At 64.1% G+C, this 12242-nt stretch carries 11 protein-coding genes; 7 read left to right on the forward strand and 4 right to left on the reverse strand.

The window, feature by feature from the left end:
• Positions 1–169: 169 nt before the first annotated feature.
• Together phbB and AC1DYW_RS22840 are read right to left on the reverse strand one after the other, a co-directional pair.
• A complete protein-coding gene (gene phbB / locus AC1DYW_RS22835) occupies positions 170–895 on the reverse strand; it encodes an acetoacetyl-CoA reductase (RefSeq protein ID WP_477227704.1) in 726 nt (241 codons plus the stop codon).
• 93 nt (positions 896–988) lie between these two features.
• Positions 989–2167: an acetyl-CoA C-acetyltransferase gene (locus AC1DYW_RS22840; RefSeq protein WP_457151519.1), complete on the reverse strand. Its 1179-nt coding sequence runs from the start codon at positions 2165–2167 to the stop codon at positions 989–991.
• A gap of 297 nt (positions 2168–2464) precedes the next feature.
• On the opposite strand from AC1DYW_RS22840, the gene phaR reads away from it, so the two are divergent.
• Positions 2465–3073 (forward strand): polyhydroxyalkanoate synthesis repressor PhaR, encoded by a 609-nt coding sequence (gene phaR, locus AC1DYW_RS22845; RefSeq protein ID WP_457151518.1) that lies wholly within the window; start codon positions 2465–2467, stop codon positions 3071–3073.
• 39 nt (positions 3074–3112) lie between these two features.
• Here the strand turns inward: phaR and AC1DYW_RS22850 are convergent, their stop codons facing one another.
• A complete protein-coding gene (locus AC1DYW_RS22850; protein WP_477227705.1) occupies positions 3113–4255 on the reverse strand; it encodes a citrate/2-methylcitrate synthase in 1143 nt (380 codons plus the stop codon).
• A 92-nt stretch (positions 4256–4347) separates the two neighbouring features.
• Here AC1DYW_RS22850 and AC1DYW_RS22855 point away from each other — a divergent pair, with 92 nt between their 5' ends.
• Together AC1DYW_RS22855 and AC1DYW_RS22860 are read left to right on the forward strand one after the other, a co-directional pair.
• Positions 4348–5436 carry a citrate synthase/methylcitrate synthase gene (locus tag AC1DYW_RS22855; RefSeq protein WP_457151516.1) on the forward strand — a complete coding sequence of 363 codons (1089 nt, stop codon included), beginning with the start codon at positions 4348–4350 and terminating at the stop codon, positions 5434–5436.
• 215 nt (positions 5437–5651) lie between these two features.
• Positions 5652–6782: a patatin-like phospholipase family protein gene (locus tag AC1DYW_RS22860; protein ID WP_477227706.1), complete on the forward strand. Its 1131-nt coding sequence runs from the start codon at positions 5652–5654 to the stop codon at positions 6780–6782.
• 28 nt (positions 6783–6810) lie between these two features.
• Here AC1DYW_RS22860 and AC1DYW_RS22865 read toward each other — a convergent pair whose 3' ends face one another.
• On the reverse strand, positions 6811–7410 hold the full coding sequence (locus tag AC1DYW_RS22865; protein ID WP_457151515.1) for a TetR/AcrR family transcriptional regulator: 600 nt from the start codon (positions 7408–7410) through the stop codon (positions 6811–6813).
• A gap of 127 nt (positions 7411–7537) precedes the next feature.
• Between AC1DYW_RS22865 and AC1DYW_RS22870 the strand changes: the two genes are divergently transcribed.
• The 4 genes from AC1DYW_RS22870 (at position 7538) to AC1DYW_RS22885 (ending at position 12207) form a co-directional block, all read left to right on the forward strand.
• Positions 7538–7999, forward strand: coding sequence for a (2Fe-2S)-binding protein (locus tag AC1DYW_RS22870; RefSeq protein WP_457151514.1), 462 nt, complete (start codon positions 7538–7540; stop codon positions 7997–7999).
• 2 nt (positions 8000–8001) lie between these two features.
• Positions 8002–10275 carry a xanthine dehydrogenase family protein molybdopterin-binding subunit gene (locus AC1DYW_RS22875; protein ID WP_477227707.1) on the forward strand — a complete coding sequence of 758 codons (2274 nt, stop codon included), beginning with the start codon at positions 8002–8004 and terminating at the stop codon, positions 10273–10275.
• Positions 10272–10877 carry a hypothetical protein gene (locus AC1DYW_RS22880; protein ID WP_477227708.1) on the forward strand — a complete coding sequence of 202 codons (606 nt, stop codon included), beginning with the start codon at positions 10272–10274 and terminating at the stop codon, positions 10875–10877. The genes AC1DYW_RS22875 and AC1DYW_RS22880 overlap by 4 nt, the downstream gene beginning before the upstream one ends.
• A gap of 157 nt (positions 10878–11034) precedes the next feature.
• Complete coding sequence (locus AC1DYW_RS22885; protein ID WP_457151511.1) at positions 11035–12207, forward strand: efflux RND transporter periplasmic adaptor subunit; 1173 nt, start codon at positions 11035–11037, stop codon at positions 12205–12207.
• The last annotated feature ends 35 nt before the right edge of the window (positions 12208–12242 follow it).

Here is a 12242-nt window from a genome sequence, read left to right on the forward strand (position 1 = left end):
GGATTGGGTCAGCAGCCGGCGTGGGGCAGGCCGAAGGCATAAAGCCGCCGGCAAAAGACGGACCGGTTTGCCGGCCCGTCGATCTCGCCACTCACACCGGCGCTTCTGCCGTCTGGACAGAAAATCGCTTCACACTTTTCCTGGGATGCTTCAGGCGAAGTGAATTGCTTCAGGCGAAGTATTGGCCGCCATTGGCTGTGATGGTCGAGCCGGTGATGAAGCCTGCATCTTCGGATGCGAGGAAGACGACGCAGCGCGCGATCTCTTCCGGCTCGCCGAGGCGACCGATCGGGATCTGCGGGATGATGCGCTCGTTGAGCACCTTCTCGTCGATCGCCTTGACCATTTCGGTGGCGATATAGCCGGGGCAGATGACATTGACGGTGATGCCGGCGCGGGCCCCTTCCTGGGCGAGCGCCTTCGAAAAGCCGATGTCGCCGGCCTTGGCGGCGGAATAATTCACCTGTCCGGCCTGGCCCTTCTGGCCGTTGATCGAGGAGATGGTGATGACACGGCCGAACTTGCGGTCGCGCATGCCGCTCCACAGCGGATGCGTCATGTTGAAGACGCCCGACAAATTGGTGTCGATGACCTCTTTCCACTGTTCGCGCGTGATCTTGTGGAACATGGCGTCGCGTGTGATGCCGGCATTGTTGACCAACACCGAGACCGGACCGAGATCAGCCTCGACCTGCTTGATGCCGGCGGTGCAGGAATCATAGTCGGCGACCGACCATTTGTAGACCGGGATGCCGGTCTCGGCCTTGAATTTCGCCGCCGCGTCGTCATTGCCGGCGTAGTTGGCGGCAACCGAATAGCCGGCGTTCTTCAATGCGATCGAGATCGCCGCGCCGATGCCGCGCGATCCGCCTGTGACGATTGCTACCTTGGTCATGCGTTTCCCCTATTTTGATATCGCCCTGTTGTCGGGCTTGGCAGGCACTGCATACCGACCGGGCGGCTCGCGCCGCCCGTTCAGGTGATATCCCTAGAGCGCTTCCACGCACATGGCGACGCCCATGCCGCCGCCGATGCACAGGGTGGCGAGGCCTTTCTTGGCGCCGCGCCGGCGCATCTCGAAAACCAGCGTGTTGAAGATGCGGGCACCCGACGCACCGATCGGATGGCCAATGGCAATGGCGCCGCCATTGACGTTGACGATCGAGGGATCCCAGCCCATGTCCTTGTTGACGGCGCAAGCCTGGGCGGCAAAGGCCTCGTTGGCCTCGATCAGGTCGAGATCGCCGACCGACCAGCCGGCCTTCTCCAATGCCTTGCGCGAAGCCGGTATCGGACCGGTGCCCATGATCTGGGGGTCGACGCCGGCGGTTGCCCAGGACACGATGCGCGCCAGCGGGGTGATGCCGCGCCTCACCGCTTCGGCTTCGCTCATCAGCACCGCACCGGCGGCGCCGTCATTGATGCCGGAGGCGTTGGCGGCGGTCACCGTACCGTCCTTGTCGAAAGCCGGCTTCAGCTTGGTCATGGCGTCGAGCGTGGCGCCGTGGCGGATGTACTCGTCCTGGTCGACAATGGTGTCGCCCTTCCTGCCCTTGATGGTGACGGCGACGATCTCGTCCTTGAACTTGCCGGCCTTCTGCGCCGCCTCGGCCTTGTTCTGCGAGGCGAGCGCGAACTGGTCCTGATCGTCGCGGGTGATCTGGAACTGACGAGCGACGTTTTCGGCGGTGTTGCCCATGTGGTAGCCGTTGAAGGCATCCCACAGTCCGTCCTTGATCATGGTGTCGATCAGCTTGAAGTCGCCCATCTTGACGCCGGCGCGCAGGTGCTGGGCATGCGCCGAAAGCGACATCGATTCCTGTCCGCCGGCGATGACCACCTTGGCATCGCCGGTGGCGATCTGCTGCATGCCGAGCGCAATGGCGCGAAGGCCCGAGCCGCAAACCTGGTTGAGGCCCCAGGCCGTGGTTTCCTTGGGCAAGCCGGCATTGATCGATGCCTGGCGGGCCGGGTTCTGACCCTGAGCGGCGGTCAGCACCTGGCCGAGGATGACCTCGTCGACCTCGCCTGGTTCGACACCGGCACGCGACAGCAGTTCCTTGATGACGATAGCACCGAGCTCATGCGCCGGGGTGGTGGCGAAAGCGCCGTTGAAGGAGCCGACCGGCGTGCGCGCCGCACTGGCAATGACGATGGAAGCGGACATTTTCTTCTCCAGACTTCAAGGGTGTTGTTCTGTCGTTGAGGACTTTTCTTGCCCTTTCCAGAACCCAAGTCAAACCGGAAATGGGCATGGCGCCCATGCGCTGCAAGCACATCGCACCTTGCGATGGCGCTACTCTGTCCGTTGCTGCGCAGCATATTTTGCCTGCTATGCAGCATTTAATGATGCCGCAGTGCACAAACTGCTTGGAATTGTGAGGCTTTTGCGCATATCCTCAAAAAAGGCACAATCGTTACCGGCGGCTTACTCGGGGGCGCCGGTGTCCCGGGGAGGATGCAGATGGCCGCGAAAGACGATCCGATCATCATCAAGAAATACGCCAATCGCCGCCTCTACAACACCGGCACCAGCACCTATGTGACGCTCGAGGACCTCGCCGAGATGGTCAAGAAGGGCGAGGAGTTCACCGTCCAGGACGCCAAGACCGGTGACGACATCACCCATCCGGTGCTGACCCAGATCATCTTCGAGCTGGAGAACAAGGATGGGCAGAACATGCTGCCGATCCCGTTCCTGCGCCAGCTGATCGCCTATTACGGCGACCAGATGCAGATGATCGTGCCAAGCTTCCTCGAACAGTCCATGCTGGCCTTCTCCAAGGAGCAGGAACGCTTTCGCGAGCAGATGAAGGGTGCGCTCGGCAAGTCGCCGCTGGACATGATGAAGATCACCACGCCGATCAAGGCGCTGGAGGAGCAGACGCGCCGCAACATGGAAATGTTCCAGAATGCAATGCGGCTGTTCACGCCCTTCCCGCCGCCGGGTTCCGCGCCAGCCGCGGCCCCGGCCGAGCCGGCCAGGAAGGAAACACCGGAAAAGCCCGACGACCTTCAGGATCTGAAGGATCAGATCGCCGCCATGCAGCGCAAGCTCGACACGATGTCGTGAGCGGTTCCGATCGAAAGACCCGCTAGCCGGCACATGCCGCTATAGCGGCAGCAATCCCTCATAGCGGCCGCGTGGCCTGATGACACTTCCACTTGTCAATTGTTCGATCGTGTGCGCGGCCCAGCCGACGCTGCGTGCGAGTGCGAACAGGCGGAACGGTGCATCGCGCGGCAAGCCAAGGCCACGTGTCAGCACGGCCAATGCGAAGTCGATGTTCGGGCGCGCGCCGGTCGCGGCAAGGGCCGCATCACGCAGCGATTGAGAGAGATCATCGATGTCGATCACGCTCAGTAATGCCGCCGCGCGGGGATCGCCGTCGGGATAGAGCGGATGGCCGAAGCTCGGCAGCGGCCGGTCATGGCTGAGCCAGCGCCGGATCGCCGCCTCGGCACCGTGCCGCCCCGCATCCTCGGCCAGTTGCATCACCGCTTCGCCGGCGCCGCCATGGCGAGGGCCTGACAGTGTCGCCAACCCAGCGAGCAGGCAAGCGGCCATCGGCGCTCCGGTCGAGGCCGCGACGCGGGCGGCGAAGGTCGATGCGTTGAGTTCGTGGTCGGCGAGCAGGACGAGCGCGCGGCGGATCGCATCGGCTCCCGCTGCATCCACCGACCAGTCCCGCGCCAATCGCCGATGAACTGGGTCTGGTCCCGCTGATGCGCCCAAGGCGCTGGCCAACACGCCGACCGCGTGCGTGGCATCGGCATGCAGCGAGGTGGCGCTGCGCCCGAGTGAAGGCCGCCCCTGGCCGGCAAGCACGGCAAGTCGCGCAAAGGCCGAGGCCCTGCAGGGTTGGTGGGCCGCATCCGCCGCCGGCGCCCGGAAGGCCACCGGTTCTGGCAGCGCCCAGAGCACTGCCGCTGTTTCTTCCAGCGTGGCACTCGCTGAAAGCGCAACGGCGTCCTGGCCACGATAGACAAGATGACCGTGCAGGACGGTCGAGATCGAGGTGACGATCGACGGTTCGCCCCAGGCAATGGCGCTTTCGGCGATGGCCGACGGGCTGCGTCCACGCGCCCTTCGCGTTGCCAGTATCGCTATGTCGTCGGCACGATATTGGCTGCGGCGCGGATCGGCGCGGTCCGGTTGCATGCCGATGCGGCCGCGGCTGACATAGGCGTAGAGTGTCTGGGGCCGCACCTTGAGCCTTTCCAGCGCCTCTTCCCGCGACAACCACTCGGACATATCGAACTCTGATATTGATTATATTGATCAAGATTGATCGGCAGATTGCCTAGCCTTATCTCTGATACGGAAATGGATCAAGGAGGCAGGCTATGGCGAATGGGCTCGACGACGTTGTGGCGGCTGAAACCGTTCTCTCCGATGTGGATGGTCTTGGCGGCCATCTGACCATCCGCGGCCATTCCCTGCGGGACCTGGCCGGACGCTGGAGCTACGCGCAAGTGGTCAGCCTGCTGCTCGATGGCTTCTTCGAAGACCTTCCCGGCGATGCCGAACTGGCGCGAGCGCTGGGCCAGGCGCGCGCAGAAGTGTTCGAGCGGCTTTTGCCCTCATTGCCCTTGCTGACTCCGCTCGACGTCTACAGCGCCATGCGCGCCGGCATGGCGTTGCTGCCGGACGGCGAGACTTTGCCGGACGCGCTACGGCTGGTTGCGGCGCCTGCGGTGCTGACGCCGGCCCTGCTTCGCCTACGGCGCGATGAGACGCCCATCGCGCCGGACAGCCTGTGCGATCATGCCGCCGACATGTTGAGGATGCTCAGCGGTCGTGCCGCCTCGCCGGCGCTGGCGAAGGCGCTCGACACCTATCTGGTGACAGTCTGCGATCATGGCCTCAATGCCTCGACCTTCGCCACCCGCGTGGTCGCGTCGACGCAGGCCGGCTTGACATCGTCTGTGCTGGCCGGGCTCGGCGCGCTCAAGGGGCCGCTGCATGGCGGCGCGCCCGGTCCGGTGATCGAGATGCTGGATGCGATCGAGGCGCATGGCGATGCCGCCGGCTGGCTGCGCGACGAGGTCGCGCATGGCGAGCGCATCATGGGCTTCGGCCATCGCATCTACCGCGTGCGCGATCCGCGTGCCGACGTGCTGAAAGCGGTCGTGCGGCAACTCGGCGGCGAGAGCGAAACCGGTCGCCGGCTGGCCTTCGCGGAGACAGTGGAGCAGGCCGCGCTCGACGTGCTGCGGATCGCCAAGCCGTCGCGCTCATTGCAGACCAATGTCGAGTTCTACACCGCGCTGCTGCTGGAGGCGGCGGGTTTCCCCAAAGAGGCATTCAGCAACGTCTTCGCCGCCGGGCGTGTCGCCGGCTGGATTGCGCACGCCCGTGAACAGCAGACGACCGGACGGTTGATCCGGCCGCAGTCGCGCTATGTCGGGCCGGTGCCGGACCTCGTTGCCTGAGGCTGTCTGGCTGTTTCGATGGATGCCGCCTCCTCCGCTCCGAAGCGGCGAGGCGGTTCTTCATGAACGAAATTTCATGTGATCACGCGACCGTGTTCGTGTTCTTGCCTTGGTCAGGACTTATATGCTGCACTGCAACATAAGTCCGCTGTAACCGAACCGTCCCGATCCTCGGGCGTGATGAGGCCTGCAGCATCCAAAACGACAGGAACGCCATGACGAAAAACGGCAAGGCGGAGGAAACCAAGAAGATCAACATCGCGCTTCAGGGCGGCGGCTCGCACGGGGCCTTTTCCTGGGGTGTGCTCGACCGGCTGCTGGAGGATGGCAGGCTGGAGATCGCAGCGGTGTCCGGGACCAGCGCCGGCGCCATGAACGCGGTGGCGCTAGCCGACGGCTTCGTGCGTGGCGGCGTCGAGGGAGCACGGCAAAAGCTCGATGATTTCTGGCGCGCGGTGGCGGCAAAGGGCCGGTTCAGCCCGGTGCAGCGCATGCCGTGGGATGTCGCCTGGGGCAATTGGTCGATCGAGAACACGCCGGGCTATGTCTTCTTCGACACCATGTCGCGGGTATTTTCGCCTTATGTCGCCAATCCGCTCGGCCTCAACCCGCTGCGTGACGTCGTGCAGAAGGAGATTAATTTCGCCAATGTTCGCGCTTGCAAGTCGATGGAACTGTTCATTTCGGCGACCAATGTCGAAACCGGGCAGTTGCGCGTCTTTTCCGACGGCGAGATCGATCTCGACACGGTGATGGCCTCGGCTTGCCTGCCGCAACTGTTCCGCGCCGTCGAGATCAAGGGCGTACCCTATTGGGATGGCGGCTATGGCGGCAATCCGGCGCTTTATCCGTTCTTCAAGACGGCGGCGACCGAGGACGTGCTTCTGGTGCAGATCAATCCGGTGGTGCGGGAAGGAACGCCAAGGAGCGCCAACGAGATCCAGAACCGCATCGACGAGGTCACCTTCAACGCCGGGCTGTTGCGCGAATTCCGCTCGATCGCCTTTGTCAAGGAGCTGATCGCCGCCGGCCGCCTGCCGCATGGCGAGTACCGCGACATCCGCATGCACCGCATCGATGCCGACGAGGCGTTCAAGGACCTGTCGGCGTCGTCGAAGGTCAATGCCGAATGGGCGTTCCTGAGCTATATGCGCGATCTCGGCCGCACCGCCGCCAGCGACTGGCTGGAGGAGAATTACGATGCGGTCGGCAAGCGCCCGACGCTCGACCTGTCAGGGGAGCTCGATGACGGCTTCAAGCCGGTGCGTGGTCCCGCACCTGGCCGGCGGGTCAAGGAATTCCTCGCTGTGCGCAAGAACCCGGAGGCAGAGCGCCGTCGCGCCTGACCCGAAAACACAGCCTGGCTTCTTGGCTTCATCCAGCTTTTAGGGTCAGGTCGATCACCCTGATCAGGGCGGCGGCGGCCTGCCGCTGCCCGCCTGGATCGCTGATCCGCGCCTTCATGCCCTCCAGCCCGTCGAGCAGCATGTCGGCAAGCAGTTGCGCCGACAGGCCCTTGGCGGTGAGATCGGCGCCGTTCCTGGCAGCCTCGCCGTCGATCGCGGCGGCGATATGTTCGACAAGACCGCCGCGCCAGCAGCCGACCAGATCGCCAAGGCTCGATTTCATGTCCAGCAATTCGGCGCCGTGCGGCGAGGCAACGACCGCGCTCATCATCGAGATGAACGCCTCGTCGATGGCTCGCGTCATGCGTTCAGTGAAAGCGCCATCGCCGGCCAGGGCCATTTTCGCCGACTCGACCGAGCGCGACAGCACCATCATGGCGATGGCGCGGAAAATGTCGGTCTTGTTCTTGAACAGGAGATAGAGCGCCGGCCGCGACATGTCGGCGGCGCGGGCGATGTCGTCCATGGTGGTGCGGGAGAAGCCATAAGCCAAAAACACCTTCATTGCGCCGTCCAGGATACGGACGCGTTTGGGGTCAGCGGCGGCGATGTCTTCGATCTGATTCATGAGACAACATTATCCTGTAAAAATCTCAATTGACAAAATGACGTAATTTGTCAATCTGTATCGAGACGAAGCGACCCAAGAGGACGCTTCGCCTTTGGGCTGTGGACGACAACAAAAGGGTATCCCCATGCGCCTCACCGTCGATGGGCAGTCATTCGACATCAACGCCGATCCCGACATGCCGCTGCTGTGGGCGTTGCGCGATCTCATTGGCAAGACCGGACCGAAGTACGGCTGCGGCATCGCCGCCTGCGGCGCCTGCGCCGTGCATGTCGACGGTCAACCGGTGCGCTCCTGCTCGCTCCCGGTCGGCGAGGTCAGCGGCGCCGTCACCACCATTGAAGGCATTGGCACGGCGGACAAGCTCCATCCCGTGCAGCAGGCATGGCTGGAGGAACAGGTCGCGCAATGCGGCTACTGCCAGGCCGGCCAGATCATGAGCGCGGTGGCACTGCTCGACGAGGTCGCCGATCCCAGCGACGCCGACATCGACAACGCCATGGGCGGCAATCTCTGCCGCTGCGGCACCTATCCGAAGATCCGCTCGGCTATCAAGAAGGCTGCCGCACTCAAGACGGCGGGGCGCTGACCATGGCCAGTGTCGGAAAGATTGCTCGCCGCACGTTCCTGATCGGCGCGGCTGCCGTGGCGGGCGGCGTGGCCGTCGGCTACTACTATTATCGCAAACCGTTTCCGAACCCGCTCGAGACCGACCTCGGCAAGGGTGAGGCGACGTTCAACCCCTATGTGAAGATCGGCGCCGACAACACCATCACCATCGTGGCGCCGCGCGCCGAGATGGGGCAAGGCATTTCGACGACGCTGGCCGTCATGGTCGCCGAAGAGCTCGATGTCGGTCTCGATCAGGTCAAGGTCGAGCCCGGCCCGGCCTCCTATGCCTATTACAACGCCGCGATCCTCGAAGAGGGCGGCCCGTTCGCCTTCTTCGACGAGAGCATGACCGCGCAGGCGGTGCGCTCAGGTCTCGGCGTGGTCGGCAAGCTCCTTGCTATCCAGGCCACCGGCGGCTCGGCTTCGGTGCGCGACGGTTTCGACAAGATGCGCCAGGCGGGCGCCGCAGCCCGCCAATTGCTGATCGCCGCGGCGGCGCAGAAACTCGGCGTTGCCGCCGCCGACCTGGAAACGGCCAATGGGTCGATCCTGCATAAGGCATCTGGCAAGTCGCTGACCTATGGCGCGGTTGCCGCGGCTGCCGCCGCCATGGCACCGCCGGCCGAAGTCAGGCTCAAGGACAGGGCCGACTGGAAACTGCTGGGAAAGCCGCAGAAGCGCATCGACATGCTGACCAAGGTCACCGGGGCACCGATCTTCGGCATCGATGTCAGGCTGCCAGACATGCTCTACGGCACGGTCAAGATGAGCCCGCGCTTCTGGGCCAAGCCGGTCAAGGCGGATCTCGCCAAAGCCGAAAAAATGCCCGGCGTGATCAAGATCGTAGCGCTCGAGACGAATTACGGTCATGGCTTCGGCATCATCGCGGAAAATACCTGGGCGGCCTTCAAGGCGGCCGATGCCATCGACGCCCAATGGGCGGATCCCGAATATCCGCTCAGCAGCGCCGCCATTTCCGACGTGCTCAAACAGGCGCTCGGCACCAAGGGTTCGGCGATGCGTGACAATGGCGATGTCGATACCGCGTTTGCCGACGCGCCACGCGAAAGGATGGTCGAGGCAGACTATGCGGTGCCCTATCTGGCGCATGCGACGATGGAGCCGATGAACGCCACGGTGCGCTTCAAGGACGGTGCCCTCGACATCTGGTGCGGCAACCAGGCGCCGACCCTGGTGCGGCAGCTTTGCGCCAACGCGGTCGGCATCGAGCAAGACAAGGTCGCCGTGCACACCACCTTCATGGGCGGTGGTTTCGGCCGCCGCGTCGAGATGGACTACGCGCTGTGCGCCGCACTGATGGCGAAGGCGACAGACGGGCGTCCGGTCAAGGTGACGTGGACGCGTGAAGAAGACATGCGCCACGACGCCTACCGGCCGGCCGCAGTCGGCAAGTTCCAGGCGCGGCTCGGCGACGACGGCATGCCGGTCGCCGTCGACATGAAGATCGCCTCGCCATCCATGATAGCCAGCACCTTGCGCCGGCTTTTCCCCTCGATATCGCCGCTTGGACCCGACAAAAGCATCGTCGACGGCGCCTATGACCAGCCCTACACCATCCCGAACTATCGGGTGAGCGGTGTCGCCGCCCCTGTCTCCATTCCCGTCGGCTCCTGGCGATCGGTCGGCAGTTCGATCAACGGTTTCTTCCATGAGGGCTTCATGGACGAGATCGCCACAGCCGGCAAAATCGATCCGGTCGAGATGCGCAAGAGGCTGATGGCCGCCTATCCCTCGGCGGTGAAGGTGGTGGAGAAAGTCGCGGCGATGGCGAAATGGGGCGAGGCGCTGCCCGCCGGCAAGGCCAAGGGCATGGCCTTCACGCTGTCCTTCGGCAGTTGGGTCGGCGAGATCATCCAGGTGGCGGACACTCCGGCCGGCATCCGCATCGAAAAGGTGTGGATCGCCGCCGATGTCGGCACCGCGCTCGATCCGGGCATCATCGAGGCGCAGCTGATTTCCGCCGCTATCTACGGTCTTTCAGCGGCCATGGGACAGGAGATCACCTTCGCCGACGGTATGGTCGAACAGTCGAACTTCCACGATTTCGACGCCATGCGGATCTTTCAGTGCCCGGTCTTCGAAGTCGCCATCCTGGAAAATTTCCACAAGATCGGCGGCGTCGGCGAGGTTGGCACTCCGCCGGCCGCGCCGGCGCTGGCCAATGCCATCTTCGCGCTCACCGGCAAGCGCATCCGCACGCTGCCTTTATCGAAAACGGTGGCCTTCGCGTGAAGTGGCTCCTCATCATGCTGACGCCTGCTGCCATGCTCGTCCTCGCGGCGCCGTTCGCAACCGCACAGGAGAGCCAAACACCACCGAGCCAGACAGTCGACACGACCAAGGGCCTGTCCGAATGGGACAAGATTTATGCGGTGTTCTCACATCCGCGCTGCGCCGATTGTCATGTAGCGGACGACCGGCCGCGCTGGTCGGGTGCGCATTATGGCGGCACGCGCGTGCACGCCTTCAATGTCCAGCGCGGTGACGACGGATCGGGCTTCGGCAATCCTGGTCTGCGCTGCACGACTTGCCATTTCTCAAGCAATTCCAACGCATTGCACGGGCCGCCCGGAGCCGAGAACTGGCGCCTGGCGCCGGCCGAGATGGCCTGGTTCGGGAAATCCTCCGCCGAAATCTGCGCCCAGATCAAGGACCCGGCGCGCAATGGCGGTCGCAGTTTGGACGATATCGCGCTGCATGTTCGCGACGACAGGTTGGTCGGCTGGGGCTGGGCGCCGGGGTCGAACCGTGAGCCGGCTCCGGGTTCGGCTGAAACAACCTTTCAAGCGATCGAAAACTGGATGGCGGTGGGTTCACCTTGCCCTGTGCCGTAATGGTCTTGCAACTTTAAGGCTATATCGCGGTGCAACTTTGATGTAGAAGCGCGCTTCGCCGATCACGGCAAATTGAAGATGGCCCGGCGCGCACCCATATCGGCGACGCGCCCGCGTTATGAGGACGCTGGCCGAATCCGCAGTGGAAAAAACGACGATGAGAATCAGGTTTCACAAGCTTGCAGCCGTTGTTGTGCTCATTGGTTTCGCGGCCTGGATGGCGACGGGCGAGTTTTCGTCGGTCGGCAGCGTAGCCGCCAACAAAGCCAAGGCTGCCGAAGTCGAGAAGGGCAAGGCGCCGGACGCGAACAAGCCCAAGGCGGCTGAAGCCGAGCCGAAGGCCCCGTTGCGCACCGTCGCGGTGGTGACGCCGCCGCGCAAGACCTATGCGCGCGCCATTCGCATTTCCGGGTTGACCGAAGCCGACAAGCGGGCCGTGCTGGGGACGCGCGTTGCCGGTGTCATCGACAAGTTGCCGGTCAAGCAGGGCCAGCACGTCAAGACCGGGGATCTGGTGCTGATGCTTGCGGCCGAGGAAAAGATCTCCATGGTCGACAACGCCAAGCAATTGGTAGTGCAGCGCCAGGCTGAGTTGGACGCAGCTCTGCGACTGATGAAGTCAGGCAATTTGCCGAAGCTGCAGCTCGATACAGCGCGCTCGAACCTGACTTCTGCGCAGTCGATGCTGGAAACGGCACAGGCCTTACTCGAGCGCAATGAGGTGAGGGCACCTTTCGACGGCGTTATCGACCGAGTGCCGGTGGAACTCGGCAGTTCCATCATGGAGGGCGGCGAGGTGGCAACCATCCTCAAGCTTGACCCGGTGATCGCCCGCGGCGAAATCAGCGAGCGCGACCTCGGCTACCTCAAGCTCGGCGACAAGGCCAATGTCCGGCTGGTCAGCGGCCAGACGGTCGAAGGCACCGTGCGCTACATCAGCCGCGACGCCTCGTCGGCGACCCGCACTTTCCGCGTCGAGGTGGCGATCCCCAATGGCGACGGCTCCGTGCCCGCCGGCATGACGGCGGAAATCGCGCTCAACGCTCAACCGACCGACGCGGTCGTGCTGCCGCGCTCGGTGGTGACGCTGGGCGACAAGGGCGACCTCGGCATCCGTGCCGTCGGCAAGGACAACAAAGTGGCGTTCTTCCCGATCGACCTCGTCGACGACACACCGACCGGCCTTGTGCTCGGCGGCATCCCGGCCGACGCGCGCATCATCGTCGCCGGCCAGGAACTGGTGAAGGAAGGCGATGTGGTCAATCCGGTCGAGGCCGACCAGGCGACCCTCCGGAAGCTGCTGGGCGAGGCGACCGCCGGGACGCAGTAGCAGGGGTCGCGACGGACCAGCCCTGGGCGGGGACA

Source organism: Mesorhizobium sp. P2_D5, from assembly GCF_056404355.1.

Bases quoted from the DNA above. Each gene is read 5' to 3' on its own strand.
- AC1DYW_RS22860 (WP_477227706.1), top strand. From the start codon at position 5,652: ATGACGAAAAACGGCAAGGCGGAGGAAACCAAGAAGATCAACATCGCG.
- AC1DYW_RS22840 (WP_457151519.1), bottom strand. From the start codon at position 2,167: ATGTCCGCTTCCATCGTCATTGCCAGTGCGGCGCGCACGCCGGTCGGC.
- phaR (WP_457151518.1), top strand. From the start codon at position 2,465: ATGGCCGCGAAAGACGATCCGATCATCATCAAGAAATACGCCAATCGC.
- AC1DYW_RS22870 (WP_457151514.1), top strand. From the start codon at position 7,538: ATGCGCCTCACCGTCGATGGGCAGTCATTCGACATCAACGCCGATCCC.
- AC1DYW_RS22885 (WP_457151511.1), top strand. From the start codon at position 11,035: ATGAGAATCAGGTTTCACAAGCTTGCAGCCGTTGTTGTGCTCATTGGT.
- AC1DYW_RS22855 (WP_457151516.1), top strand. From the start codon at position 4,348: ATGGCGAATGGGCTCGACGACGTTGTGGCGGCTGAAACCGTTCTCTCC.
- AC1DYW_RS22865 (WP_457151515.1), bottom strand. From the start codon at position 7,410: ATGAATCAGATCGAAGACATCGCCGCCGCTGACCCCAAACGCGTCCGT.
- phbB (WP_477227704.1), bottom strand. From the start codon at position 895: ATGACCAAGGTAGCAATCGTCACAGGCGGATCGCGCGGCATCGGCGCG.
- AC1DYW_RS22875 (WP_477227707.1), top strand. From the start codon at position 8,002: ATGGCCAGTGTCGGAAAGATTGCTCGCCGCACGTTCCTGATCGGCGCG.
- AC1DYW_RS22850 (WP_477227705.1), bottom strand. From the start codon at position 4,255: ATGTCCGAGTGGTTGTCGCGGGAAGAGGCGCTGGAAAGGCTCAAGGTG.